Origin of the sequence: Pseudomonas sp. GM33, assembly GCF_000282295.1 — a bacterium.
Classification (GTDB): domain Bacteria; phylum Pseudomonadota; class Gammaproteobacteria; order Pseudomonadales; family Pseudomonadaceae; genus Aquipseudomonas; species Aquipseudomonas laurylsulfatiphila.
The window spans coordinates 21,435-46,979 of sequence record NZ_AKJO01000012.1 but is presented as its reverse complement, the minus strand read 5'-3'; the positions used below and the strand labels follow the sequence as shown (position 1 = coordinate 46,979).

General features: G+C 57.0%; 21 protein-coding genes. 12 read left to right on the top strand and 9 right to left on the bottom strand.

Annotation, left to right across the window (positions count from 1 at the left end):
• Nucleotides 1-7 precede the first annotated feature (7 nt).
• Nucleotides 8-1,210, top strand: a complete 1,203-nt coding sequence (locus tag PMI26_RS26670; protein ID WP_007970490.1) for an HlyD family secretion protein — start codon at nt 8-10, stop codon at nt 1,208-1,210.
• A 227-nt stretch (nt 1,211-1,437) separates the two neighbouring features.
• Nucleotides 1,438-2,970, top strand: coding sequence for a DHA2 family efflux MFS transporter permease subunit (locus tag PMI26_RS26675; protein ID WP_007970488.1), 1,533 nt, complete (start codon nt 1,438-1,440; stop codon nt 2,968-2,970).
• Nucleotides 2,971-3,095: 125 nt separating this feature from the next.
• Here PMI26_RS26675 and lpxH read toward each other — a convergent pair whose 3' ends face one another.
• Nucleotides 3,096-3,848 (bottom strand): UDP-2,3-diacylglucosamine diphosphatase, encoded by a 753-nt coding sequence (lpxH, locus tag PMI26_RS26680; protein WP_007970487.1) that lies wholly within the window; start codon nt 3,846-3,848, stop codon nt 3,096-3,098.
• Entirely contained in the window at nt 3,845-4,348 is a 504-nt protein-coding gene (locus PMI26_RS26685; RefSeq protein WP_007970485.1) for a peptidylprolyl isomerase, read from the bottom strand. The genes lpxH and PMI26_RS26685 overlap by 4 nt, the downstream gene beginning before the upstream one ends.
• Before the next feature lie 251 nt (nt 4,349-4,599).
• Here PMI26_RS26685 and PMI26_RS26690 point away from each other — a divergent pair, with 251 nt between their 5' ends.
• On the top strand, nt 4,600-6,297 hold the full coding sequence (locus PMI26_RS26690; RefSeq protein WP_007970483.1) for a glutamine--tRNA ligase/YqeY domain fusion protein: 1,698 nt from the start codon (nt 4,600-4,602) through the stop codon (nt 6,295-6,297).
• A 21-nt stretch (nt 6,298-6,318) separates the two neighbouring features.
• On the top strand, nt 6,319-7,701 hold the full coding sequence (cysS, locus tag PMI26_RS26695; protein ID WP_007970481.1) for a cysteine--tRNA ligase: 1,383 nt from the start codon (nt 6,319-6,321) through the stop codon (nt 7,699-7,701).
• A 595-nt stretch (nt 7,702-8,296) separates the two neighbouring features.
• Here cysS and PMI26_RS26700 read toward each other — a convergent pair.
• Nucleotides 8,297-8,686 carry a hypothetical protein gene (locus PMI26_RS26700; protein ID WP_007970479.1) on the bottom strand — a complete coding sequence of 130 codons (390 nt, stop codon included), beginning with the start codon at nt 8,684-8,686 and terminating at the stop codon, nt 8,297-8,299.
• A 514-nt stretch (nt 8,687-9,200) separates the two neighbouring features.
• Between PMI26_RS26700 and PMI26_RS26705 the strand changes: the two genes are divergently transcribed.
• The 5 genes from PMI26_RS26705 (at nt 9,201) to PMI26_RS31290 (ending at nt 14,914) form a co-directional block, all read left to right on the top strand.
• The gene (locus tag PMI26_RS26705) at nt 9,201-10,391 is read left to right on the top strand and encodes a DUF4268 domain-containing protein (protein ID WP_007970478.1); all 1,191 of its coding nucleotides are present in this window, start codon (nt 9,201-9,203) and stop codon (nt 10,389-10,391) included.
• 718 nt (nt 10,392-11,109) lie between these two features.
• The gene (locus tag PMI26_RS0129325; protein ID WP_033047380.1) at nt 11,110-11,547 is read left to right on the top strand and encodes a hypothetical protein; all 438 of its coding nucleotides are present in this window, start codon (nt 11,110-11,112) and stop codon (nt 11,545-11,547) included.
• 184 nt (nt 11,548-11,731) lie between these two features.
• Complete coding sequence (locus PMI26_RS26710) at nt 11,732-12,937, top strand: tetratricopeptide repeat protein (RefSeq protein ID WP_007970476.1); 1,206 nt, start codon at nt 11,732-11,734, stop codon at nt 12,935-12,937.
• Nucleotides 12,938-13,067: 130 nt separating this feature from the next.
• Nucleotides 13,068-13,574: a hypothetical protein gene (locus PMI26_RS31295; RefSeq protein WP_157222254.1), complete on the top strand. Its 507-nt coding sequence runs from the start codon at nt 13,068-13,070 to the stop codon at nt 13,572-13,574.
• Nucleotides 13,575-14,749: 1,175 nt separating this feature from the next.
• Nucleotides 14,750-14,914, top strand: a complete 165-nt coding sequence (locus PMI26_RS31290; protein ID WP_157222253.1) for a hypothetical protein — start codon at nt 14,750-14,752, stop codon at nt 14,912-14,914.
• Nucleotides 14,915-15,145: 231 nt separating this feature from the next.
• Here the strand turns inward: PMI26_RS31290 and PMI26_RS30265 are convergent, their stop codons facing one another.
• The 6 genes from PMI26_RS30265 to PMI26_RS26735 form a co-directional block, all read right to left on the bottom strand.
• The gene (locus PMI26_RS30265) at nt 15,146-17,488 is read right to left on the bottom strand and encodes a phage/plasmid primase, P4 family (RefSeq protein ID WP_007970472.1); all 2,343 of its coding nucleotides are present in this window, start codon (nt 17,486-17,488) and stop codon (nt 15,146-15,148) included.
• Nucleotides 17,485-17,745 (bottom strand): hypothetical protein, encoded by a 261-nt coding sequence (locus PMI26_RS26720; protein WP_007970471.1) that lies wholly within the window; start codon nt 17,743-17,745, stop codon nt 17,485-17,487. Before PMI26_RS26720 ends, PMI26_RS30265 begins: the two co-directional genes overlap by 4 nt.
• 118 nt (nt 17,746-17,863) lie before the next feature.
• Nucleotides 17,864-18,043 (bottom strand): helix-turn-helix transcriptional regulator, encoded by a 180-nt coding sequence (locus PMI26_RS0129305; RefSeq protein WP_338009681.1) that lies wholly within the window; start codon nt 18,041-18,043, stop codon nt 17,864-17,866.
• Nucleotides 18,044-18,184: 141 nt separating this feature from the next.
• Entirely contained in the window at nt 18,185-18,727 is a 543-nt protein-coding gene (locus PMI26_RS26725) for a hypothetical protein (RefSeq protein ID WP_007970469.1), read from the bottom strand.
• Nucleotides 18,724-19,953: a tyrosine-type recombinase/integrase gene (locus PMI26_RS26730; RefSeq protein WP_007970468.1), complete on the bottom strand. Its 1,230-nt coding sequence runs from the start codon at nt 19,951-19,953 to the stop codon at nt 18,724-18,726. The genes PMI26_RS26725 and PMI26_RS26730 overlap by 4 nt, the downstream gene beginning before the upstream one ends.
• Nucleotides 19,954-20,271: 318 nt before the next feature.
• On the bottom strand, nt 20,272-22,104 hold the full coding sequence (locus PMI26_RS26735; protein WP_007970467.1) for a sigma-54-dependent Fis family transcriptional regulator: 1,833 nt from the start codon (nt 22,102-22,104) through the stop codon (nt 20,272-20,274).
• Between the two features lie 358 nt (nt 22,105-22,462).
• Between PMI26_RS26735 and PMI26_RS26740 the strand changes: the two genes are divergently transcribed.
• From PMI26_RS26740 to PMI26_RS26750, 3 genes are read left to right on the top strand one after another with little or no spacing between them, the layout of a single operon-like run.
• Complete coding sequence (locus tag PMI26_RS26740) at nt 22,463-23,557, top strand: ABC transporter ATP-binding protein (RefSeq protein ID WP_007970465.1); 1,095 nt, start codon at nt 22,463-22,465, stop codon at nt 23,555-23,557.
• Complete coding sequence (locus PMI26_RS26745; protein WP_007970463.1) at nt 23,557-24,672, top strand: ABC transporter ATP-binding protein; 1,116 nt, start codon at nt 23,557-23,559, stop codon at nt 24,670-24,672. The genes PMI26_RS26740 and PMI26_RS26745 overlap by 1 nt, the downstream gene beginning before the upstream one ends.
• Complete coding sequence (locus tag PMI26_RS26750) at nt 24,669-25,535, top strand: carbohydrate ABC transporter permease (RefSeq protein WP_007970461.1); 867 nt, start codon at nt 24,669-24,671, stop codon at nt 25,533-25,535. Before PMI26_RS26745 ends, PMI26_RS26750 begins: the two co-directional genes overlap by 4 nt.
• The last annotated feature ends 10 nt before the right edge of the window (nt 25,536-25,545 follow it).

Below are 25,545 nucleotides of genomic sequence, written 5' to 3'. Positions count from 1 at the left end.
ACTTGTCATGGCCACTGCCGATACAACCCAACCTCCTGAAAACACTCCTGGCAACCCCAATTCGGGCAAACGCAAGTTCATGCTGCTGGTTCTGGCCGCCGCCGTCGTGCTCAGCGGCGCGGGCGTCTGGGCTTATCACGAGTTCTACGGACGCTGGAGCGAAAGTACCGACGACGCCTATGTGAACGGCAACGTGGTGGAAATCACCCCGCTGGTCACGGGTACCGTGGTCAGCATCGGCGCCGACGATGGCGATCTGGTGCATGAAGGCCAGGTGCTGGTGAACTTTGACCCGAACGACGCCGAAATCGGTCTGCAAAATGCCCAGGCCAATCTGGCGCGTACCGTGCGTCAGGTGCGCGGCTTGTATAGCGATGTGGATGGCATGAAAGCCCAGGTCAATGCGCAGAAAGCCGAAGTGCAAAAAGCCCAGGACAACTTCAGCCGCCGGAAGAATCTCGCCGCCGGCGGGGCGATTTCCCAGGAAGAGCTGTCCCACGCCCGCGACGACCTGACCTCGGCGCAAAACGCCCTGGCCAATGCCGAACAAAAGCTCAAGACCACCAGCGCGCTGGTTGATGACACCGTGGTTTCTTCACACCCGGACGTGATGGCGGCCGCCGCGCAACTGCGCCAGGCCTACCTGAACAACTCACGCAGCGTCCTGATTGCACCGGTCACCGGTTACGTGGCCAAGCGTTCGGTGCAACTGGGCCAGCGCGTGCAACCGGGTACCGCGCTGATGGCGGTGATTCCGCTGGATCAGCTGTGGATCGACGCCAACTTCAAGGAAACCCAGCTGCGTGATATGCGCATTGGCCAACCGGTGGAGATCGAGACGGACCTGTACGGCAGCAGCGTCAAATACAGCGGCACCATCGACAGCCTCGGCGCCGGCACCGGCAGCGCCTTTGCCCTGCTGCCGGCGCAGAACGCCACCGGCAACTGGATCAAGATCGTGCAGCGCGTGCCGGTGCGAGTCCACGTCAACGCCGAGGAACTGGCCAGGCATCCGCTGCGGGTCGGCCTGTCGACCATGGTCGACGTGGACCTGCACGACCAGAGCGGGCCGGTGCTGGCACAACAGCCGCCGCAGAAGGCGTCGTTCAGCACCAACGTCTACGACCGTCAGTTGGCCGAGGCTGACGCGATGATCACCCAGTTGATCCACGACAACAGCGCCGCAGTCAGTAAAACCGCGCAACGCTGAAATGCCATTACCTCGACCCTGTGGGAGCGGGCTGTGGCGAGGGGGCTTGTCGGAACGCCGCATCGCCCCGTTTGAGTGCGCAGCACTCACAAGATCTTCGATACATCGGAAATTTTGGGGCTGCTGCGCAGCCCAACGGGGGCAAGCCCCCTCGCCACAGCCCGCTCCCACAGGGTTGGCTGCGTCCGTAACGGACGCAGCACCAATCAGGCTTCCAAGGATTCGCGATGAGCAATAACGCCTCTTTCACGCCCCCCAGCCTGCTGCTCAGCACCATCGGCCTGTCGCTGGCGACCTTCATGCAGGTGCTCGACACCACCATCGCCAACGTGGCGTTGCCGACGATTTCCGGCAACCTGGGCGTGAGTTCGGAGCAGGGCACCTGGGTCATCACCTCGTTTGCGGTGAGCAATGCCATCGCCTTGCCGCTGACCGGTTGGCTCAGTCGGCGTTTTGGTGAGGTGAAGCTGTTTGTCTGGGCTACGCTGCTGTTCGTGCTGGCCTCGTTCCTGTGCGGGATATCCACCTCGATGCCCGAGCTGGTGGGCTTCCGGGTGCTGCAAGGGGTGGTGGCGGGGCCGTTGTACCCGATGACCCAGACGTTGCTGATCGCGGTCTATCCGCCGGCGAAACGGGGGCTGGCCCTGGCGTTGCTGGCGATGGTCACGGTGGTCGCGCCCATTGCCGGGCCGATCCTCGGCGGCTGGATCACCGACAGCTACAGCTGGCCGTGGATTTTCTTCATCAACGTGCCGATCGGCCTGTTCGCGGCATGGGTGGTCACCCAGCAGATGAAAAAGCGCCCGGTGGTCACCAGCCGCCAGCCAATGGATTACGTTGGTCTGATCGCGCTGATCATCGGTGTCGGGGCGCTGCAGATCGTGCTCGACAAGGGCAACGATGCCGACTGGTTCGAATCCAGCTTCATCGTGATCGGCTCGGTGATTTCGGTGGTGGCCCTGGCGTTCTTCGTGATCTGGGAAATGACCGACGAACACCCGGTGGTCAACCTGCGCCTGTTCGCCCACCGCAACTTCCGCTACGGCACCATCGTGCTGATCCTGGGCTATGCCGGGTTCTTCGGGATCAACCTGATCCTGCCGCAGTGGCTGCAGACACGCCTGGGCTACACCGCGACCTGGGCCGGTTTTGCCGTGGCACCGCTGGGGATCCTGCCGGTGTTGCTGGCACCCTTTGTTGGCAAATATGCACCGAAATTCGACATGCGGTTACTGGCGGGCGGGGCGTTCCTGGCCATCGGCCTCAGTTGCTTCATGCGCGCCGGGTTCACCAATGAAGTGGATTTCCAGCACATCGCCATGGTGCAGCTGTTCATGGGGATCGGCGTGGCGTTGTTCTTCATGCCGACCCTGACCATTCTGCTCTCGGACCTGCCGCCGAGCCAGATTGCCGATGGTTCCGGGTTGGCGACGTTCCTGCGGACCCTGGGCGGTAGTTTCGCGGCGTCGCTGACCACCTGGATCTGGATTCGCCGGGCCGACCAGCACCATGCCTACCTGACCGAAAGCATCACCCCGTTCGACCCGGCGACCCGCGAAGCACTGAGCAACTTGGGCGGGGCGGGGGCCAAGTCCTACACGCAACTGGATCAGATGGTGATCAGCCAGGCCTACATCATGTCCACGGTGGATTACTTCACCTTGCTGGGCTGGATGTTCATGGGGCTGATCCTGATCGTGTGGCTGGCCAGGCCGCCGTTTACGGCGAAGGCCGGGCCTGCGGCGTCTGCGGGACACTGACAATCACCGTGGAACCCCTGTGGGAGCGAGCTTGCTCGCGATGGCGGTGGATCAGTCAACAGAGATGTTGAATGTTAATCCGCTATCGCGAGCAAGCTCGCTCCCACAGGGATCTCCTACCGCCTTCAGTTCGCAGGTGCGGCGAGTTGCGGCGGCGGGGCGAAATCAAACGGTGCCAGCGCAAACCCTTGCTCATCCACCTGCAACGCCCACCCTTGGCGATCCCAATCCCCCAGCACGATGCGCCGGGCGGCCTGGTCGCCCAACTGCAACTTGTGGATGGCCGGACGATGGGTATGCCCGTGGATCAAGGTCTTCACCCCGTACTCCTGCATGATCCGCGGAATTTCTTCGGGCGTGACGTCGACGATGTCATTGGCCTTCATCCGCACCTGCGCACGGCTTTCACTGCGCAGTTTGCGGGCCAGCTTGTGCCGGGTGCGCAAGGGCAGGTTACGCAGGATGAACAGGGTGATCGGGTTGCGCAGGTAGCGGCGCAGCTTCATATAGCCTTCGTCGCGGGTGCACAGGCTGTCGCCGTGCATCAGCAGCACCGGCTCGCCGTTGAATTGCACGACACTCGGGTCTTTCAGCAGGGTGCAGCCGGCCTGTTTGCAGAAGGCCTTGCCGAGCATGAAATCACGATTGCCGTGCATCAGGAAAATGGCCGTGCCGCTGTCGCTGAGGTCGCGCAGGGCCTGGCAGATGGAGCGCTGGAAGGGCGTCATGGCGTCGTCGCCAATCCACACCTCGAAAAAGTCGCCCAGGATATACAACGCACTCGCCGAGCGGGCGCGTCCGGCGAGTAAATCCAGAAACGCCCGGGTAATGTCCGGGCGCTCCTCTTCCAGATGTAAATCTGAAATCAGCAATATCACTCAATGATCTCGGCTTTCTCGATGATCACGTCGTCTGCCGGTACGTCCTGGTGGCCGGCCTTGGAAGTGGTGGCCACGCCTTTGATCTTGTCGACAACGTCGGTGCCGGCGGTCACTTTACCGAATACCGCGTAGCCCCAGCCTTGAACGTTCTTGCCGCTGTGGTTGAGGAAGCTGTTGTCCGCCACGTTGATGAAGAACTGTGCGGAAGCCGAATGCGGCTCCATGGTGCGGGCCATGGCGATGGTGTACTTGTCGTTGGAAAGACCGTTGTCGGCTTCGTTCTGGATGCTTGGACGCTTGTCTTTCTTTTCTTTCATGCCTGGCTCGAAACCGCCGCCCTGGATCATGAAGTTACCGATGACACGGTGGAAAACGGTGTTTTCGTAGTGACCGGCTTTAACGTACTCGACGAAGTTGGCCACGGTGATCGGGGCTTTGTCGGCGTTCAGTTCGATGACGATGTCGCCGAAATTGGTAGTCAGTTTGACTTGGGTCATGATCGTTACTCACTAAGGGAATTCGTGGTTTTGGGACATTCCATCCCCTAACCGGTTCAGCCTGTCTCGGCCAAGGTGCGCAGTTTAGCGTGACAGGCACGAATTTCGAGGCAGTTTTTTCATTTGCGGCCCATTAAATGCGACGGTTTACAGAGTGCGCTCTGTCAGGTACTTGACGGCATCGGCTATGATAGCGGCTTTGTTTTGTCCGGCCTTCATTACGGCCACGCACTTGTACGTTCAAGGATCCTATGAGCAAGCCCACTGTCGACCCTACCTCGAATGCCAAGACCGGCCCAGCCGTGCCGGTCAACTTCCTGCGGCCGATCATCCAGGCAGACCTGGACTCGGGCAAGCACACGCAGATCGTCACCCGTTTCCCGCCTGAGCCCAACGGCTACCTGCACATCGGCCATGCCAAGTCGATCTGTGTGAACTTCGGCCTGGCCCAGGAGTTCGGCGGCGTCACGCACCTGCGTTTCGACGACACCAACCCGGCCAAGGAAGACCAGGAATACATCGACGCGATCGAAAGCGACGTCAAATGGCTGGGCTTCGAGTGGTCCGGTGAAGTGCGCTACGCCTCGCAGTATTTCGACCAGTTGCACGACTGGGCGGTGGAGCTGATCAAATCCGGCAATGCCTACGTCGATGACCTGACTCCGGAGCAAGCCAAGGAATACCGTGGCAGCCTGACCGAACCTGGCAAGAACAGCCCGTTCCGCGACCGCAGCGTCGAAGAGAACCTGGACCTGTTCGCCCGCATGAAGGCCGGCGAGTTCCCGGACGGCGCACGCGTGCTGCGGGCCAAGATCGACATGGCCTCGCCGAACATGAACCTGCGTGACCCGATCATGTATCGCATCCGTCACGCTCACCACCACCAGACCGGTGACAAGTGGTGCATCTACCCGAACTACGACTTCACCCACGGTCAGTCGGACGCCATCGAAGGCATCACCCACTCGATCTGCACCCTGGAGTTCGAAAGCCACCGTCCGCTGTACGAGTGGTTCCTCGAGCATCTGCCGGTGCCGGCCAACCCGCGTCAGTATGAGTTCAGCCGCCTGAACCTGAACTACACCATCACCAGCAAGCGCAAGCTCAAGCAGCTGGTCGATGAAAAGCACGTCAACGGCTGGGACGACCCGCGCATGTCCACGCTGTCGGGTTTCCGCCGCCGTGGCTACACGCCGAAATCGATCCGCAACTTCTGCGAAATGATCGGCACCAACCGTTCCGACGGCGTGGTCGACTTCGGCATGCTCGAGTTCAGCATCCGTGACGACCTCGACCAGAGCGCCCCGCGTGCCATGTGCGTGTTGCGTCCGCTGAAAGTCGTGATCACCAACTACCCGGAAGGCCAGGTCGAAAACCTCGAACTGCCGCGTCATCCGAAGGAAGACATGGGCGTGCGCGCCTTGCCGTTCGCCCGTGAAATCTACATCGACCGTGAAGACTTCATGGAAGAGCCGCCGAAGGGCTACAAGCGCCTGGAACCGGCCGGTGAAGTGCGTCTGCGCGGCAGCTACGTGATCCGCGCCGACGAAGCGATCAAGGACGCCGATGGCAACATCGTCGAACTGCGCTGCTCGTACGATCCGGACACCCTGGGCAAGAACCCGGAAGGCCGCAAGGTCAAAGGCGTGATCCACTGGGTGCCGGCCGCGGCCAGCGTCGAGTGCGAAGTGCGTCTGTACGATCGTCTGTTCCGTTCTCCGAACCCGGAGAAGGCCGAAGACAGCGCCAGTTTCCTGGACAACATCAACCCTGACTCGCTGCAGGTGCTCACCGGTTGTCGTGCTGAACCCTCGCTGGGCAATGCACAGCCGGAAGACCGTTTCCAGTTCGAGCGCGAAGGTTACTTCGTCGCCGATCTCAAGGACTCGAAACCAGGTCAGCCGGTATTCAACCGTACCGTGACCCTGCGTGATTCGTGGGGCCAGTGATTCAGCGTCAAGGGAAATAACGTGCTTACGATCTACAACACGCTCACCAAGAGCAAAGAAGTCTTCAAGCCGCTCGATGGCAACAAGGTGCGCATGTACGTGTGCGGCATGACCGTGTATGACTACTGCCACCTGGGCCACGGCCGCAGCATGGTTGCGTTCGACCTGGTGACCCGCTGGTTGCGCTTCAGCGGCTACGACCTGACCTATGTACGCAACATCACCGACATCGACGACAAGATCATCAACCGGGCCAACGAGAACGGCGAGTCGTTCGAAGCCTTGACCGAACGCATGATCGCGGCGATGCACGAAGACGAAGCGCGCCTGAACATCAAGAAGCCGGACATGGAGCCGCGTGCCACCGATCACATCCCGGGCATGCACGCGATGATCCAGACCCTGATCGACAAGGGTTATGCCTACGCCCCGGGCAATGGCGACGTGTACTACCGCGTCGGCAAGTTCATGGGCTACGGCAAGCTGTCGCGCAAGAAGATCGAAGACCTGCGCATTGGCGCGCGCATCGAAGTCGACGAGTCCAAGCAGGACCCGCTGGACTTCGTGCTGTGGAAAGCCGCCAAGCCGGGCGAACCGAGCTGGGAATCGCCGTGGGGCGCCGGGCGTCCGGGCTGGCACATCGAGTGCTCGGTGATGTCCACCTGCTGCCTCGGTGAGACTTTCGACATTCATGGCGGCGGCAGCGATCTTGAGTTTCCGCACCACGAAAACGAAATCGCCCAGAGCGAAGCGGCCACCGGCAAGACCTACGCCAACGCGTGGATGCATTGCGGCATGATTCGTATCAATGGCGAGAAGATGTCCAAGTCCTTGAACAACTTCTTCACCATCCGCGACGTGCTCGACAAGTATCACCCGGAAGTCGTGCGTTACCTGCTGGTGTCGAGCCACTACCGCAGCGCGATCAACTATTCGGAAGACAACCTCAAGGACGCCAAGGGCGCCCTGGAGCGTTTCTACCACGCGTTGAAAGGCCTGCCGAACGTGGCGCCGGCCGGCGGCGAAGCCTTTGTCGAGCGGTTCACCCAGGTGATGAACGACGACTTCGGCACGCCGGAAGCTTGCGCGGTGCTGTTCGAGATGGTCCGCGAGATCAACCGTCTGCGCGAGAGCGATCTCAATGCAGCGGCCGGCCTGGCGGCGCGTCTGAAAGAACTGGCCAGCGTGCTGGGTGTGTTGCAGCTCGAAGCCGATGACTTCCTGCAGGCCGGTGCCGAAGGGCGCGTGGATGCAGCCGAAGTCGAGGCGCTGATTGCCGCTCGCCTGGCGGCACGTGCCGGCAAGGACTGGGCCGAATCCGACCGCATCCGCGACCAGCTCACCGCCATGGGCGTGGTGCTGGAAGACGGCAAGGGCGGCACGACCTGGCGTCTGGCTGACTGATTGCTTTGCTTGTTACAGACAAAACCCGCCTTGTGCGGGTTTTTTTATTACGTAACTTATTGTTTTGTATTAATTAAATTCTTGAGTATGGTGGCGGCCCCACGCTGAGCCCCACACGGATTGCTTGCGTGAAGGGCTGTCGGCTTGCCAAGCAGTTAGCAGTGCCCACCTATTGCGCACCGGACCAAGCTGCACCGTGTAACTGCCCCACAGGCATGCTGTAGCGGCCCTGTTGGCCGCACACACGGCTGGCCCCTGCCTTTTGTGCGGCGCTTAGGGCCCTAGCCCCAAGCGCCCCCCGTAACCCCAAATGGCCCCCCCGTAAGGTAAAATGCGGTGGGGTGCTGTGCAGGGCTGTAGTCATTCACAAAAAATGTGTGTTTTTACAGGTGCATGGTGCTACCACCTCTGCGCTACTTCCATCCTGCGAAACTGCATCCCACGTGACCACCCGTTTGCATTGCATCTGGCCACCGATCGCATCGGATTTGACCATCATGCATCGTAACCATGATCGGTGGAGAGCTGCACATCGCTGCCGTTGACGACAGGCACTAATCAACCCAGCGCAGCCCGCTAAACGCCTTGTGGCTCCTTAAGATGATCTGAATTCAATTTCGAAACGGTCACCATCCCAAAATGTGACCTTTCCGAGCCATTCTTCCTTTATATGGAATCTATTTTTTAGCTTACTGGCATCTTGCCCTTTGCGAACGGCGTCTTCGTCGTCAGTTCTTGCAATGACTACTCGAACAGACTGGTTTGTATCGTATGCTTTTGCGATTCGCTCTCTAAACTCAATATTTCCATGACCAGACCAACGCGAAACGCAATCTACATATTTAATCACGCCGCTCTCTGGCTTGGTGAAAAACTGCTGCCACAGGCTGACTACCAATTCGCCTTTATTATTTTCTGACGAAACCGACCAATTGACATTCTTGAGTGTCGCTCCATATTTAGCAAAGCAATCTTTAATGCCCATTGTTAACCTCCATTAATGCAAAACTATAAATATTCACTGAATCACCCCTGATTTCGTAAGCATCAGCGACTGACCTCTTTTGGCCGATGCTGTTGAAAAAGTCGGTTCTTCCAGATCGCCCACATTCTGACCGCTGAAAATGCGTTTTTTGCGCGCCGCTACGCGAAATCCGAGCCCGGAATCCTCTGCTCAAATTAAAGATTTCAATCTCAGGCGCGTACTTTTCTGCCGTGGAAACCATGGCCGACTTTTTCAACACAATCGGCCGCTCTCTGTCGGTCGTCAACGGCTGCTATTGGCTCACCTTGGTGCGGGCCGCTATCGATCCGCTTAGTCCACAGCCAAACTCAGCCTAGCAATTTTTGAGATCTACGGCCTCAGTTGCATTGAGTGAGTGTTTGGCCAAAAATGAATGCGAAATAGAAAACCTCACTCAGCTCTGCGAGACTTTTTCGGCATGACCTCTGGTGAGGTACACTTGCAGGAGATAAAAGCCAGTTACAGGAAGTGGCTCATGTTTAAGATTAACCCTATCCAGAACCGTATCGCACCGCTGGAAATAAAGCGCTTTGGGGAGCTGGGCTTCACTGAACGCAAGCATTTGCAAGAGTGGCTGGAAAACTGCCCACAGGCGCTGGCACAGGGCGATGGTGAGGAGCTGCTGATCATTCAGAAGGAGTTTGACGGCTTCGATGATACCCGCGAACGGCTCGACCTTTTAGCCCTAGATAAGGAGGGAAATCTGGTCATTATCGAGAACAAACTCGACGACTCTGGGCGTGACGTTATTTGGCAGGCACTGAAATACGCCAGCTACTGCGCTAATCTGAGTAAAGCCCAGGTCATCGAAATATACCAACGCTATTTAAATCAGAAAGCACATGAATCCGGCCAGCCAGCGGGCAGAGCAGCTGACAACCTGATCGAGTTTCTAGAGATCGACGGACTGGAAGCCGCACAGATCAACCGGATAAAGACACAGCGGTTGATCTTAGTCGCCGCTCGTTACCGCAAAGAAATCACTAATACGGTACTGTGGCTCAGTCAGTTTGGAATCGCCTGCCAATGTTTCAAAGTGACGCCCTACCAGTCAGGTGATGAACTATTCCTCAACTGTGAGCAGATTATCCCCACGCCGGAGTCTTCGGATTTTATGATCGGAATGGTGGCCAAGGAAGATGAGGAAAAAAGTGCCGACAGTGAACAGAAGCATCGTTACACCCTGCGGCAAGACTTTTGGGAACGGGCGCTGGAAGCCTTCAGTCAGAGTAATTGCTCCGTGTACAACAATATCAGCCCAACGAAGGATCACTGGCTCAACGCCGGCTCAGGTCTGAGCGGTATGCCATATCAGCTTGTCTTCGGTAAAAACGAAATACGAGTCGGTCTTAGCCTGCAAAGCAGTCAGGCCGCTGCGAACAGCTTTGTGTTCGAGCGCTTGGAGGCACAGAGGGATGGGATTGAAGCAGCGTTTGGACATAATCTTGTTTGGTTGCCGTTGCCCAACAAAAAGGCCTGTCGTATCCAGTACACCAAAGACGTTGATGGGTACGACAAATCGAACTGGTCGGAGATAATCCAGTGGATGATTCAGCACATGACTCGGCTGGAGCAGGCATTGCGCGAACCGCTGAAGTTGATTAACAAACAGCTGAAGCAGAAGAACCTTTCTGCTGATGACATGTTGGAAGGTGCGGCAGACTGAGCCGTTCCTGATTTCGTAGCGCTTTTGCCGAAAGCTGGCTTAGGCCGAAGGGCCGTTATTGGCCGATTCTGTTGAAAAAGTCGGTCTGCCCAAACCGCCTGATCATTGACTGGTGAAAACGCCTTTTGCACGCTACTACGTGAAATCCGAGTCCGGAAGCCTCTGCCAAAAATAAAGATTTCAATCTCGGAAGCGTACTTTTCTGATGTGCAAACCAGGCCGACTTTTTCAACAGAATCGGCCGATTATTGCCTTTCACGATGGGCTCCAATCGACCATAGCTGACGCTCAGGATTTCTCACTCTCAAACCCAAGCCGTAAACTTGCACATCAGTGACGACAAGTCGTTTTGCATAGGAGGCTGGATTACTACGCAAAACTGACCCACGCAATATTATGCGCCATCCCAGACCAACGGTCATGATCTGTCATCAAATGACAAAGCGCTGTCGCCAAATGGAAGGTTGGCAGCCCCCCCCGTCTATAAACTCCTTCTCACGGGCCGCTCGGCAAGCCTTTATTTGTTGGTTCGCAATAGCCGGATGTACGACCTAGTGCGCCTTGAGATAGAGAATGATTTTCCCCTAACCGAGAAAACACGTCACAGCCCAGCAAGCCTGCGGCATACAGTGGTTTCAATGAGCAAATAAATTGCACTGGTTGAAAATGTTTTGGCTGCCTTCGCTTAGTCAAGGCATCGCTGAATGGAGGGATATTTGTGGCGTTTGAAACCTCAACACATCCAAGTCAAAGAAAACAAATCCTACGCGTGTCGTGCATTGTCTACCTGCTGGCATTGCTACCAGCTTGGTTTTTTACAAGTATCGGAAACTTTGGCCTCGGGTTAGCCGTTTGGCTAGGTTGCGTTTTTGTTTGGAAGCGCTCGATCCGTCAGGTTGATAAAGAAGTCTTGGCTGATAAAGCAAAATGGGAAGCGCTTCTGGCGCGTCGAGACTCTCTAATGAGAAAGGCGCAAATGAAGATTTATCCCGAAACCCCCCTTGAGTGTTTTTCTTTGCTTGAGGAAATCGACGAAATCTTAGGTTGGTCGTTCGCGGATTGGGAAATCAACAGAAGAAACTTGGATACGCTCTGGGATTATCGCGAACAAGTTGAGCAAGATTTATGGCGACTGTCAGATAGTAGACTTGAGTGAAAGCCGTGACGAGCAAAAGGACTCTCTCCATGATGATCTCCTGCTGTATTGTCCTAGGTCAAAGCAACACTAACCCAATGAATGTAGGCTGACCTCAGCCGGTACTTATGAGTCATGACAACTCTTCAGTTCCGGTGAGGCTAAGCAATGGGTAAACAATGGAATTTCGAGAGGTAGGGTCGTCATGAAGCTCAAAGTCGCGCTGTTTTCCCTTGCGTTGGCTCTGTTTCAACCGCTAGCGTTTGCTGCCGTGGATGTTGATTCACTTATTAAGAAAAGCAGCCAAGGCGACCAACCTTCGATGAGTCTTCTTGCGAAATACATCGTAGATAATTCTCAAACTTGTGGCCAAATTAAAGCCACTCCCTGGCTTCAGCGCTTTGCAGAACAAGGCAGCTCTGATGCGCAAGTTATTCTTGCGAGCTGCCTTTTAGACTTGAAAAGCGAACCTCAAAGAGACGCTACTCAAAGTGTCTATTGGCTAAAGAAAGCTGCGGACCAAGGTAATTCGTTTGGGCAAGCGATGTTGGGATTGCTGTACGGGATGGGTGTGCCTGGCCTTCCAAAAGACACCAAACTCTCTAGATATTGGTTAGAAAAAGCCAACTCGCAAGATAATCCTCAAGCCCTCTTTTTCCTGGGGGTTCTTGAAATGCTGGAAAACCCTGATAAAAACTTTAGAAAAAGTTTTCCTTTGATGGAGCAATCTGCTGAAAAAGGTTATGCCCCCGCTCAGAGTATTGTCGGTGGTATGTACCTTAGCGGGGCTACAGATCTTCCAAAGAACACGGAGAAAGGTCTGTCTTTTCTGAATCAGGCGGCAGAACAAGATGATTCATCAGCGATGATTGTACTTGGCGAGTCGTACCTCGGCGGCATTGAAGGTGTACCCCAAAATCCTATGAAAGGTGAGACATATCTACGAAGGGCAGCGGATCAAGGAAATAGTTCGGCGCAGATTAAAATGGGGAATCGACTTTTGTACGGATTAGATATCCCCAAAAATCCCACTGAAGCATTCAGTTGGTACCTAAAGGCTGCGAGTCAAGGGAGCGCTGAAGCTCAGTATAAACTGGGCGAACTTTACTATGAGGGCAAAGGAGTGCCTCAAAACTATAAGCAGGCCGCGAGTTGGTATTTGAAGTCCGCTGAACAAAAGTACCTTAGTGCTATTAGGGCGCTCGCAAACTGCTATGCTTTTGGGGAAGGCGTAACGCAGGACTACAAACAAGCTTATGTATGGGCTTCTCTGGGAGCGGCGATCGATACATACGGCTTTGGAAACTTCACGGAAAGACGTGACGAGTATGCTACGAAGTTGCCCCCCGCGAAGCTGGCGGAAGCGCAAGAGTTAGCAGGTAAGTACTACGAGAAATACAATCCAAAGTAAAAGCACGGAGACGTGATTAATGAGTGTCTAGCCCTAACTCGCAATAAAGGCGAAACGATCAATCTGAGTGACGCCCTAAATGCAGTCCCACAGAAGTGTGGAGTAGCTGCGAGCTGGAAATTATGCCGTCGTGGCACAGATCAAGGGCGGTCTAAGGCTTGGAATTGCCAATATGCGGCGGGGCCTGATGCCTCTTTCATCGGGACATTGCTGCTATGCTGATCCACAACTGCTGACGCAAAAATCATCAATCCGCCCTAGTTACGTCAACAGTCTAAATGAACTGAAGGGATTTATTCGCGGGAAGCGGGGACAGATACGGCCGTTTATCCAGTTACAGGTAGCAGCTATGAATAATGAGGAGAAGGGGTTTTGGAAAGGCTTAGCGTGCGGGGTTGGAGTTGCCGTGGCGTTCGCGCTCTCTATTGCACCTAAGCCGACAGTCATCGTTATCGTGTGTTTTCTTGTTCTAGCTGGTATCGGTTGGGTGTTCTGGTGGCTGGGGGAGAAATACAATTCCGCTGACGACCGACGCCGTGCCCGTTATAACAAAATTTGGAAAGTAGTAGGCTACATCACTTCCTACGGGCTGATGGCATTTTTGCTTTGGTCTTTCCTAAAAACTGGGCATCTTTAGCAAAGTCCAGAGTGTCGCGGCTTATTTTTCGGGAATGGGCTTACCTGAAGAGTCCTTCCATGACATCACGGATCGACTCGGAAGTCCTGCGGGTTAACTTTAGGGGGGCCTAAGCACAGGGGCATTGCTGGGGCCGCAGCCAACGTACGGCGTGGTAAAATAAGCATGCCGTGCCACCAACCAAGGGGCCGCCACTTTGCAGCGCGCAGACTACCTACACTGGACATCAGAACCTTGCTGCATCAAGGGTTACTGAGGGACTCCGCACCCGGCACTTTGAGTTTAGGCGAGCTGATATTTGATTGCGAAGCCCCCGACCGCTCGGCACTGTTAGTTAGTTGGATTGGACACCGGCAAGCGTTACCTCTCCGCTGGACTGGAGTGCGTGGCCGTCCTGTCGCGCACCGAGTTTGTTGGTGCTGCCCTCAGTGCGGAAAGCCTACTTCACTGCGTTACCTGCTCGAAACTTTCGCCTGTGCCAAGTGCCATGGACTGCGCTCTGGGCTTGGTACTGCTGAACGGTTGCGCAGGGCTAAGGACGCAGTAGCCGTGTTAGAGGCAGCAGTACAAGGGCCCACTGCATTGCTGGCAGAACTAGCGAGCAGGTCTGTCACGCCCCCTGTAGTCGAGGCGGTCGGGCGGCGTGATGCCGAAAGCAGGGCAGCGCTCCAGCAAGCTCAGCGTGAGCAACGGCTGGCGGCGATACGCCGCGCCAAGCGGGAGCAACTGCCATGAGAAAACCACACACGGGCGAGGTTCCAGCCCTGGAGATGGGCGCGTTCCGGCAGATGGGTGGGCTGGATGCTGGAGCAAAGCTGGAGCTAAAGGGTGGGCTAGAGGGCGAAGTGCGGATCACCACCCAAATGATGGGCGATCATCTGTTGGTGACGGCTAACGAGGCGACGCAGCGGCTGGACCTCACCATGAGCGTGGACAAGTGCAATAGACTTAGAGTGCGAGTGCTCTGCCCTCGATGCTCCACGCGGCGGCGGAAGCTCTACCTATGGACGGGTGGATTCGCCTGCCGGGGCTGCCATGGACTGCATAGACCAAACAGCGTCGCTCCGCGCGCCGAGGGGCGGGACTTGGTGGCAGGGTACGAGCGACTACGCGCCAAGCTCCACGCACGGGATATGCCAATTCAGTGTATTCGCAGACCTGTCGGGATGAAGCGCATGTACTTCCAGCGCTGGGTCGAGCGCCTGAAGGTGGTTGAACCGCTGGCCTTGGAAGAAATGCGCCGCTATCTCCAGCGGGCGGGATTGCTGGGACTATTCAGTGTTGGCCCCAAGAAGATGGGCAGACCAAAGACGCGCCACCCGGCCCGTAAAGCGGGGTAGCAGGACCGCCAGTGCTCCGCAGTCCGCAACATGGAAGGGGCTACAGGCGGCACTACCAGTAGGGGAGGCAAGGGAGGCGCAGTGCAGCCAAATTGTTATAGGTTAAAAAAAAATAAAATTTTATTTTTAGCTATATTCCCCCCCCTTAACTCGTAAGTAGAACTATATTTTTGGTTTTTTATTTTTTTAAAGCTGCATTTAATTTGGGGGCACCCCCGCCTCCCTTGCCTCCTAATTTTTCGTTTTGGTGCGTAGACCGAATATATCCCGCCGACCAGCATGGCCTTTAGCCGTTGTGCAACCGAGTTGAAGCAGCCGCTCGGTGAACGTGGTGTGTGCTACGGCTACCTTGATACCCTCTTGCGTGACCCAACTTTGGTAAAGCTGGAAAAGAGTCGCTGACTTCTCACGTCCCGACAGGTCACGCTCAACCATGCCTGACTCCTCAACAAAACGTGCCACTTGATCAGCCGCAGTTCTCCATGTCTTGAGCTCGGCCAGACTACTTACCGGCGTGGTGAAGCCATTTTCTAATCCGCTAGCGTAGGCCCGTAGGGCAAGGTTCAGGATTCCAGGCAACTCCTTCATTAGTTTGTCCGAAAGCAGGAGGTCGCAGTTGCCTAGCTCGGGCTTAAACTCGTTGTTGAATCGAAGAATCAGCGCACGGCGAAACATCCCATCCGAAAAGTCCCGTGTGTGGGGCAAGTGGTTCGCGCCAAACCAGCAAGTAGCGAAGGGGTGCATAGTGAACGGATTCTGATGCTTATGCTCGACCGTCATTCCTTCACCCGACACGATTGCCTTGAGTGCGGCGTCGTCGATGGTCATCCCCTGTTTCATTTCGCTAACCAAATTAACTAACTTGTTGTGCAACTCGGCGCGTTGAAAGCTACTGCCGAACGACGCAGGTTGGACGGCTGAGACAGCGTCAGGACCGCACAGCCCCTCAATTACTCTCAGCACCACGGACTTACCATTGCCGCCCTCGCCAATCAGCAGAACAAACTTCTCCAGTCGGCAGTGCGCCATCAGCGAATAACCCATCATTTCAAGCAAGGCAGTCGCCTTGTCCGAGGCGTCTTCGTCGCCATCAAAGACTGATTCTAGAAATAACTCGAACCGTGGCGCTTTGGCCTCCGAGTCGAAATCCACGGGGAGTTGAGACGTGCGGTAGTGCTCCCGATTGTGGGGCTCGATATACCATTCCCCCTTCTGTAGAGATAACTCCCCATTCAGCACGTTGACACACTCGGGCGGGCCTACGTTGAAGGCGCAAGACTGAATGTAGACCTCGGTCTTGAGCAGGTCGGTCACAGAGTCCACAAGCCCTTTAGTTACGTTCTCGGCACTGGCTTCGACCTCAGCCTGCACCAGTTGTCGAAGTGCTCGCTCCTCGCACAGCTGCCATACGCCGCGCTCACTCCACTGCCAAACGCCAGAGTGCGCACCTACAAGGTTTTTGTGCCCGACTTTTTCAATCGCGTTGCGTGCCAATTGCAGATGGTCGCACCCGCCTTTGGCGGAGCGTATCGCGCTGCGCAGTGCGCCCTTTGGTGTGCCTGTACTCTTTTTGATCTGCTTAAGTACGGCTTCCCCTTCGACAGGTCCTAAGAAGCCCGCCTGCACGGCTAGCGTGGTCACTTCCTCAGGCTCGGCGTCCTTGGCAAGCTTCTTGGCTCGCGCCAGCAGGCTTTTAAACTCGCTCCAGCCTTCCTCGGAGGCGTACTTCTTAAGCGTGCCCAGCCCTACCGGATTGGTCGCGTCCGTATGAAAGCTGCGCCATTTTTCTTCGACTTCGCTGTCGTCGCCTGCGCTCCACTGACAAGCCAGCTCTAGCCCATCCGCAGATCCACCCATTTCGAAGTGCAGGGCCATGAGTACGGCCAGCCAGCGGTCGTAGTCGCAGTCCGGCTTGATGAAGGCCAGCAGCTCGCCCAGAAACCCAGTGTCGTGCAAAGGTCCGTGTTGTCTCCTTGGCGCAGCGGGTCGTGGCGCTTCTCTTCCGTTCGCCTGCCAAACCGCGTCGATGAAGTCCTGTCCAACCTCAACCAGTTCACCGATACAAGATGCGGAGTCGAGGAGCATGGTCTTTCCCGGTGACGGGGCCACTACTAGCATGGCTCTCCCCTCGGTGGCGCTGCGGCCGGTTTTTACATCGATGCTGTCGGGGCTTTTAACTGTGCTGAAGCCTTGCTGCCAAGCCGTAGTGCTGGGTGCTCGGCGAAAGCGGTAGTGCATCCCCTTACGGGTCTGTTGAATCCAGTTGCACTCGAGACCATGCTCCGAAATAAGTGCCTGCAGTCTTGCGAGTGACTCCGACGAGTCGGCGTCAAGCACCATAGTCTGATCATCGACGATGATTCCCAGCCCAGCCTGGGGATTCCTGCCCCAGTAATCATCAATTGCGTCGTGGCTAAGTTTTTCGAGCCACGACGACCACCCGACTAGCGTTATCTTCGTTTCCATACCAACCGGAATTGGCCTGTCCCCGAAATCGAGCAATTCATGCGCTCTACGTTGAAAAAGGTTTTCAATATGTGCCCATTGGCCCGGAGATCCTTCATAGATGGTCATGCCAGCACCTCCATCGCGAGCAAGTCGGCCTCAAGGTGAATATGAGCAATTCGATTGAACGCTTGGTGGTAGACCTGAACACAATTCACCTGCGCGGCGTTTCGATTACCGGTGATTGTGGCGTCGGTCATGACCAACCACTGTGGCTCGACTGCACTAAGTATCCCGGTGTATGTCACTGGGACAAGCTGTATAACCACGCTCTGGCCAAGGTAGAAGTCAAGTGGGCTGGCTTTGGGTAGCGATAGATTTTCCATTGGGTTCCTCTCCTGAGAAGCCCAACCTGTAAGGGGTGTGGTGCGCGCAAAGGGGTGTAAAATTGCACTTGTATTGTTCCGCCCAAAGCCGCTGACTCCTTAACTGGTCGGCGGTTTTTTATTGGGGTTGGTCAAGCTGAGCGTTTACCCAGGACTCAACCATCAGACTGTCCCAGCCAACGGCGTGCAGTCCAGCAATCGGCTTACCCTTGGGGAACTTGCCCTCGGCCATCAACTCGTAAATTTTAGTGCGACTAAGACCCATAACTTTTTGTAGGTCGTGGATGCGTAGAATCATCCGGGGGAAGGGTGCGCTGGTCATGTTGGATATGCCCCAATTAGGGCCGCTGCGGGGTGCGGCGGTATGGGGCTATGCTGTGCGGTACGGCGGGTTTAAAAAATTACCCAGCCGTTACGGTATTGGGGTTTACCGTACCGCTTAGGGGGTTTTACGGGGGCGGCCAGCTTTGCGGGCATAGGCTGGCGCAACGTGCTTGATCCATTTCCTGATGCTTTCAGGCTTGTCCGGTAGTTGCGCTTGGTAGCCCTCATCAATCATCTGATTCCAGACCGATTGAACCATCATTGCGAGTTTTATCACCTGAGCGATATCAGCTTCCCATAGCTCGGTGGCTATGGCCTTTGCCCTATCAATCGCGGCGTCCTTAAGCATATTGGTCACGCCTAGTGACTTCTTATATCTGTTGTCATTCACCACGACTTGGGGAAGGAGCGCAGCCCCGCAAAATGTGGCAACGCACAGAAGCAAGCAGTCTAGTTTGGCTTTTTGCGCCGGATTAAGCATCGCGGCTAACTCTTTGGCCTTAGTGACCACACCCTGAACGGCTACTTTTCGCATGGGCAGGGTTGCCGGGGGAGCAGCAAGCTCAGAAAGCGCGATTAGCACCCGCAGCGGTCCGAAAGACGACTGTTCCCCCGCATCCTCGAAGTGCTGCGTGAGTGCTTCGTCGATAGACTTCATGCTCCCCCCCTCCCAAATGCGCCATGCACTACATTCGCCGCTGGCGCGGTGGTGGCGTAGTCAGCCCATGTCTGCATTAGCTCCCGGCGCTTTTCCAGCAGGTTGCTTCGACTGTAGGCGGCCTCTGTCTGGTCGCGCTCATCATGTGCCAGCGCCAGCTCACAAACTTCACGCGGGTAGTGAGTGCATTCACTCGCCCACGTGCGAAAGGTGGCGCGGAAACCGTGGGTGGTTATGTCCGGTAGTCCCATTGAGCGCAGCAGGTTAAAGGTTGCTCCGATGTGCATGACGCCAGACTTGCTGCTGGTGCCAGGAAACAGATAAGGACTGCCAGCAATGCGTGGAATGCTTTGTAGCAATGCAACCGCCTGCCGCGAAAGCGGAACTGTAAACGGCTGGCGTGTTTTCATGCGCTCGGCAGGTAGGCTCCATGTGGCAGCTTTAAGGTCGAACTCGTCCCAAGTGGCAAAACGAACCATTCCGGCGCGAGCAGCAGTCAGAATCAACAATTGCAACGCAGTAGCATCACGTCCCTCTCTAGAAGCCAGTCTGCCCATGAACGTCGGTAGGTCGCGCCAAGCCATCGCTGGATGATTGTTCTTTTGCCTTGCGCGCTTTTTGTCGGCTCGACTCAGTAGGTTGTCCAAGTGGCCGCGCCAGCGTGCAGGATTCTCCCCGGTCCTTAGTTTGAGCGTTTTGGCTGCATCCAGCACCCGCTCGATATGGCCGCGCAACTCATCGGCTGTTGCTGGTTTCGCGCTCCAGATCGGCTGCAGAGCACGTAGTACATGCTCCGTCTGTATTTGATCAGGTCGCAGCGTGCCCATAGTCGGGAGAGCGTAGCGTTCCATAATTGACAACCAGCCTTTGCGGCGGCGTTCAGTCAGGTGTTGGCAGTGTGCCGAATGGTAATCCAGCACCAGCGATTTGAAGGTCGCGACATTGGCCTGTTCTGCTCGGCGCTGCTGCTCGGCTCGGCGCTCATCCAAGGGATCGCAGCCCTTCAGGATCAGTGCTCGTGCTTCAGCGGCGGCTTGCCTAGCTGCTTTGAGTTTTGCCGCTGGATACGGTCCCAGGCCCATATCTCGGCGCTTGCCGTTGAGTTGGTAGCGCAACAGCCAAGACTTGTTTCCCCCGGCCTTGATTACCAGATAAAGCCCGTCACCGTCCGAGTATCTACCCGGCTCGGTTAGGTGCTCGACTTGCTTCGGATTTAGCTCGCTCATTGCAACAGCCCCACACTCAGCCCCACATATTTACACGGGTTTAGGCGTACAGCCACATACCGCCACGCATATTGTACCACCGGTATGCCCAGTATTTACTGGGGTTTATGCACAATTACGTATTTCGGCGTACAAATAAAAAACCCGCCTTGCGCGGGTTTTTGTTTTAGGGGCTGGCAGTTCATTTTGAAGTGACAGGGCTGACGCCTTCGCGGGCAAGCCCGCTCCCACAGGTTCAGCGGGTTGCACAGATTTTGTGTACGACACGGACACTGTGGGAGCGGGCTTGCCCGCGAAGGGGCCCGCTCGGGCAACTTGTCATTCAGCCTGGCGCAACCGCTTGTACAGGGTATTGCGACTAACCCCCAACAGCCGCGCCAGATACGAAATATTCCCCCCGACCGCCTGTAACTGCCGATTCAGTGCTTCCACATCATTCAAGTCGATGCCCAGCGGCTCCGGCGTCTCTACCGGTTCCATCTCCAGGTCGACAAAAAAATCATCCGGCAAGTGCTCTGCCCGCACCGGTTGTTCTTCGGCCATGGCCAGGGCCACCTGGATCACGCTGCTGACCTGGCGCAAATTGCCCGGCCACGGGTGGCGGCCGAACAACGCCATCACTTCCTGGCTCAAACCAGCCCATTGTGCCGGTTCGCGGTGCTGCTCCCACAGGCGTTTGAACAGTGCCTCCTTATCGCTGCGCTCACGCAGGGGAGGCAGTTCCAGGGTCAGGCCGCCGATGCGGTAGTACAAGTCTTCACGAAACCGCCCCAGTTGTACTTGTTCGCGCAGCGAGCGATTGGTCGCTGAAATGATGCGCAAGTCCACAGGGAACAATTCGCTGCTGCCCACTGGCTGCACGCAACGCTCCTGCAACACCCGCAACAGTCGCGCCTGAGTCGGCAGCGGCATGTCACCGATTTCGTCGAGAAACAGCGTGCCTTTGTCAGCCTTGCGGATCAGCCCGATGCTGCCTTTCTGGTTGGCGCCGGTGAACGCGCCTTTCTCATAGCCGAATAACTCGGATTCCACCAATTCGGCGGGAATCGCCGCACAGTTGACGGCGATGAGCGCTTGTTTGCTGCGTGAGCTTGCGTGGTGCAGGGCCTTGACGAAGACTTCCTTGCCGACCCCGGTTTCACCGTGGATCAGCAGTGGAATGTCTTTTTCCAGCAAGCGTTCGGCCTGGCGCACGGCTTTTTCCACGCGGCTGTCGCCGAAATGCAGGGTGTTGAGGCTGATGGCCGCGGGTGTAGCGACAACCGGCTCGGTGAACACTCGGGGTTGAATGGATGCCTGTTTCGGCCGCTTCAGCAGGCACTGGAAGCGGTTGCGTCCGGAGGTTTGCAAGGCGAAGGGCAGGCCTTCGGGCTGATTGAGCAGTTCCAGCAGCGAGACCTTGAACAGGCTTTCGACACTGACCCGCGACAGGCGGATGCCCAGCAGATTGTCGGCCCGGCGATTGGCCGACAGCACCTGGCCGCTTTCATCGAAAATCAGCAAGCCGGCCCATTGGCTGTCGAGGTTGTTCAGGCCGGTGTTGAAGGTCAATTGGAAATGCTGGCCATGGAACAGGTTGAGGATCAGCCGGTTTTCCACGGTCTGGCTCATCATCTTGACCATGCCCAGGGTGTGGGAAGGCGGCAGGTAGCTGTCGCTGGACACGTCCAGCACCGCGATCACCTTGCGCTCGGCATCGAAAATCGGCGCGGCGGAACCGGTCATGAAGCGGTTGGCCTTGAGGAAATGTTCATCGTGCTCGATGTGCACGGCTTGTTCGCAGGCCAGGGCGGTGCCAATGGCGTTGGTGCCGGTGCAACGTTCCATCCAGCTGGCGCCGGCGCTGAAACCCCGGGCCAGCTTCGGCTCGATAAAGCGCTGGGTGCCCCACGAGGTGAGTACCTGGCCCTGATGGTCGGCGAGCATGATCAGGCAATTGGAATTGCTCAGGATGTTCTCGTAGTAGGGCAGCACTTCCTGGTGGGTGGTTTGCACCAGTGAGTGCTGGCTCTCCAGCAGTTGCGCGATGCCCGCGGCCGGCAATTGATCGAATGCCGGCGCGCTCTGATGACTGAGGCCGAACGCGCGGCAACGCGACCAGGAGTCCTGGATGATGGCGTCGTGGGACAGCGGCGATGCGGGTGCGGGCATGGCAGTCAGTCTCTGAATCAGCATTTTATTGTTTTTATGGGTACATGCGCCCCCTGTAGGAGCTGCCGAAGGCTGCGATCTTTTGATCTTGTCTTTGAAGAGCAAGATCAAGAGATCGCAGCCTTCGGCAGCTCCTACAGGGGCCGTGAACAGTCCGTAGAGTGTTGTTCACTATTGTTCACTGTCAATGGGTGAACTGTTCAATTGTTCATTTCAGATTGTTCATTTGTGTTCAGCAACGAACGTCGACGGGCTGTGGTTTTCACTGATTTCTAGCTGAATCAATGGCTTGGGATTTTTGGCACGGATGTCGCTTTATCGCTCCGGTCGCTTGACTCCAATAATAAAAGGCCGAGCCATGTCACTCACCCTGGAGCACGTCAGCCGCACCGTCGAGGGCCAGACCTGGATCGACGATGCCAACCTGAGTTTTGAACCCGGTTCCTTCAACGTCTTGCTGGGGCGCACCCTGTCCGGCAAAACCAGCCTGATGCGCCTGATGGCCGGTCTGGACAAGCCCGACAGCGGCCGCATCCTGATGAACGGCGTCGACGTTACCCAACGGCCGGTGCGCTTGCGCAATGTGTCGATGGTCTATCAGCAGTTCATCAATTACCCGACCATGACGGTGTTCGACAACATCGCCTCGCCGCTGCGCCAGGCCGGTGTATCCAGCGAGCTGATCCAGAGCAAGGTGCTGGAAACCGCGAAGATGCTGCGCATCGAAAAGTTTCTGAAGCGTTATCCACTGGAGCTTTCCGGTGGCCAGCAACAACGCACGGCCATGGCCCGGGCGCTGGTCAAGGATGCCGAGTTGATCCTGTTCGACGAGCCGCTGGTCAACCTCGACTACAAGTTGCGCGAGGAACTGCGCCAGGAAATGCGCGAGCTGTTCAAGGCGCGCCATACCATCGCGATCTATGCCACCACCGAACCCAACGAGGCCCTGGCCCTGGGCGGCACCACGACCATTCTTCACGAAGGCCGGGTGATCCAGAGCGGACAGTCGTCCTCGGTCTATCACCGGCCGCAAACCGTGCTGGCGGCGGAGTTGTTCTCCGAACCGCCAATCAACCTGATGCCGGGGCGCATTGCTGGCAACGAAGTGAGTTTCGCCAACTTCGTGCACTTTCCGCTGAACGTCGATTTGCGTCCGGTGGGCGAGGGCGAGTTCCGTTTCGGTGTGCGACCCAGCCATATCTCGCTGGTGCCGAGCAATGACGATGACCTCGAACTGGCGGTGACCGTCGAGGTGGCCGAGATCAGCGGCTCGGAAACCTTTCTGCACGTGCGCAACGAGCATTTCCTGCTGGTGCTGCACTTGCCGGGTGTTCACGAATACGACGTCGATGCGCCGATCCGTATCTACATCCCGACCCATAAACTGTTTGTGTTCGATACGCAGGGCCGGCTGGTACAGGCGCCGGGCCAGCGTGTCGCGAGGGTAGCCTGATGGCCGAAATCCGTTTGCAGAACCTCGCCCACAGCTACACCAAAACCCCGGTGGGACCGGAGGACTACGCGATCCGCGAGATGGACCACATCTGGGAGCAGGGCGGCGCCTATGCGTTGCTCGGTCCGTCGGGCTGTGGCAAATCAACCTTGCTCAACATTATTTCCGGGCTGCTCAGTCCGTCCCAGGGCCATGTGCTGTTCGATGGCAAAGCGGTCAACGACCTGACGCCGGAGAAGCGCAACATTGCCCAGGTTTTCCAGTTCCCGGTGGTCTACGACACCATGACGGTGTTCGACAACCTGGCCTTCCCGCTACGCAACCAGGGTATGGCCGAGGCAAGGATTCATACCAAGGTGCAGGAAATCGCCGAAGTCCTCGACCTGCAGAACCTGCTGAGCAAAAAGGCGCGCAACCTCACTGCCGACGAAAAACAGAAAGTCTCCATGGGCCGCGGGCTGGTGCGCGACGATGTGTCGGCGATCCTGTTCGACGAGCCGCTGACGGTGATCGACCCGCACCTGAAATGGAAGCTGCGACGCAAGCTCAAGCAGATCCACGAGCAGTTCAACATCACCATGGTCTACGTCACCCACGATCAACTGGAGGCCTCGACCTTCGCTGACAAGATTGCGGTGATGTACGGCGGGCAGATCGTGCAATTCGGCACACCACGGGAATTGTTCGAGCGCCCGAGCCACACCTTTGTCGGCTACTTCATCGGCAGCCCGGGGATGAACCTGATCGAGGTGCAGCCGCAACTGGGTGGCGTCGGGTTCGCCTCGACCCACCTGCCGCTGTCCGAGGCCATGCAGCAACGCATCGCTGAATCCGAATGGAAAACCCTGAAGGTCGGCATTCGCCCGGAGTTCGTCCATGTCTGGGACGAAGCCTTTGATGACGCGCTGCGGGCACAGGTCGTACACGTCGAGGACCTGGGCACCTACAAGATCATGACCCTCAACCTCGACGGCGCGCCCCTGAAGGTGCGCCTGGCCGAAGACAAACCGGTGCCGCAAGGTACGGCCTACATCAGCTTTCCGGCGCAGTGGTTGATGGTGTACGCCGATGATTTCCTGCTCGAAGCCCAAGCCAACCAGGAGGCGCAGCCATGAACAAGGTGCAGAACAACAAGGCCTGGTGGCTGGTGCTGCCGGTGTTCTTGCTGGTGGCGTTCAGTGCGGTGATCCCGATGATGACCGTGGTCAACTATTCGGTGCAGGACATTTTCGACCAGTCCAGCCGCTATTTCGTAGGTGCCGATTGGTACAAGCAGGTACTGCTCGACCCTCGGCTGCACGACTCGCTGTTGCGCCAGTTCATCTATTCCGCCTGCGTGCTGCTGATCGAAATTCCGCTGGGCATCGCCATCGCCCTGACCATGCCGACCAAGGGCCGCTGGTCGTCGGTGGTGCTGATCGTGCTGGCCATCCCGCTACTGATCCCGTGGAACGTGGTCGGCACCATCTGGCAGATCTTCGGCCGCGCCGATATCGGCCTGCTCGGTTCGAGCCTCAATGCCATGGGCATCAGCTACAACTATGCGGCGAACACCGCGGACGCCTGGGTCACCGTACTGGTGATGGACGTCTGGCACTGGACCTCGCTGGTGGCGCTGTTGTGTTTCTCCGGGTTGCGGGCGATTCCGGATGTGTATTACCAGGCGGCGCGGATCGACCGTGCCTCGGCCTGGGCGGTGTTTCGCCATATCCAGTTGCCCAAGCTCAAGAGCGTGCTGTTGATCGCGGTGATGCTGCGCTTCATGGACAGTTTCATGATCTACACCGAGCCCTTCGTGCTCACCGGCGGCGGCCCGGGCAATGCCACGACCTTCCTCAGCCAGACCCTGACGCAGATGGCCGTAGGGCAGTTCGACCTGGGGCCAGCCGCGGCGTTCTCGCTGGTGTACTTCCTGATCATCCTGTTGGTGTCCTGGCTGTTCTACACCGCCATGACTCACTCTGACGCCAACCGTTGAGGCCCGCGCC

What these genes read in the sequence shown, in the direction of transcription:
- PMI26_RS26670 (WP_007970490.1), top strand. Translation starts at nt 8, where the DNA reads ATGGCCACTGCCGATACAACCCAACCTCCTGAAAACACTCCTGGCAAC.
- PMI26_RS26675 (WP_007970488.1), top strand. Translation starts at nt 1,438, where the DNA reads ATGAGCAATAACGCCTCTTTCACGCCCCCCAGCCTGCTGCTCAGCACC.
- PMI26_RS26685 (WP_007970485.1), bottom strand. Translation starts at nt 4,348, where the DNA reads ATGACCCAAGTCAAACTGACTACCAATTTCGGCGACATCGTCATCGAA.
- PMI26_RS26690 (WP_007970483.1), top strand. Translation starts at nt 4,600, where the DNA reads ATGAGCAAGCCCACTGTCGACCCTACCTCGAATGCCAAGACCGGCCCA.
- PMI26_RS26700 (WP_007970479.1), bottom strand. Translation starts at nt 8,686, where the DNA reads ATGGGCATTAAAGATTGCTTTGCTAAATATGGAGCGACACTCAAGAAT.
- PMI26_RS26705 (WP_007970478.1), top strand. Translation starts at nt 9,201, where the DNA reads ATGTTTAAGATTAACCCTATCCAGAACCGTATCGCACCGCTGGAAATA.
- PMI26_RS26710 (WP_007970476.1), top strand. Translation starts at nt 11,732, where the DNA reads ATGAAGCTCAAAGTCGCGCTGTTTTCCCTTGCGTTGGCTCTGTTTCAA.
- PMI26_RS31290 (WP_157222253.1), top strand. Translation starts at nt 14,750, where the DNA reads ATGTACTTCCAGCGCTGGGTCGAGCGCCTGAAGGTGGTTGAACCGCTG.
- PMI26_RS30265 (WP_007970472.1), bottom strand. Translation starts at nt 17,488, where the DNA reads ATGACCATCTATGAAGGATCTCCGGGCCAATGGGCACATATTGAAAAC.
- PMI26_RS26720 (WP_007970471.1), bottom strand. Translation starts at nt 17,745, where the DNA reads ATGGAAAATCTATCGCTACCCAAAGCCAGCCCACTTGACTTCTACCTT.
- PMI26_RS0129305 (WP_338009681.1), bottom strand. Translation starts at nt 18,043, where the DNA reads ATGATTCTACGCATCCACGACCTACAAAAAGTTATGGGTCTTAGTCGC.
- PMI26_RS26725 (WP_007970469.1), bottom strand. Translation starts at nt 18,727, where the DNA reads ATGAAGTCTATCGACGAAGCACTCACGCAGCACTTCGAGGATGCGGGG.
- PMI26_RS26730 (WP_007970468.1), bottom strand. Translation starts at nt 19,953, where the DNA reads ATGAGCGAGCTAAATCCGAAGCAAGTCGAGCACCTAACCGAGCCGGGT.
- PMI26_RS26735 (WP_007970467.1), bottom strand. Translation starts at nt 22,104, where the DNA reads ATGCCCGCACCCGCATCGCCGCTGTCCCACGACGCCATCATCCAGGAC.
- PMI26_RS26740 (WP_007970465.1), top strand. Translation starts at nt 22,463, where the DNA reads ATGTCACTCACCCTGGAGCACGTCAGCCGCACCGTCGAGGGCCAGACC.
- PMI26_RS26745 (WP_007970463.1), top strand. Translation starts at nt 23,557, where the DNA reads ATGGCCGAAATCCGTTTGCAGAACCTCGCCCACAGCTACACCAAAACC.
- PMI26_RS26750 (WP_007970461.1), top strand. Translation starts at nt 24,669, where the DNA reads ATGAACAAGGTGCAGAACAACAAGGCCTGGTGGCTGGTGCTGCCGGTG.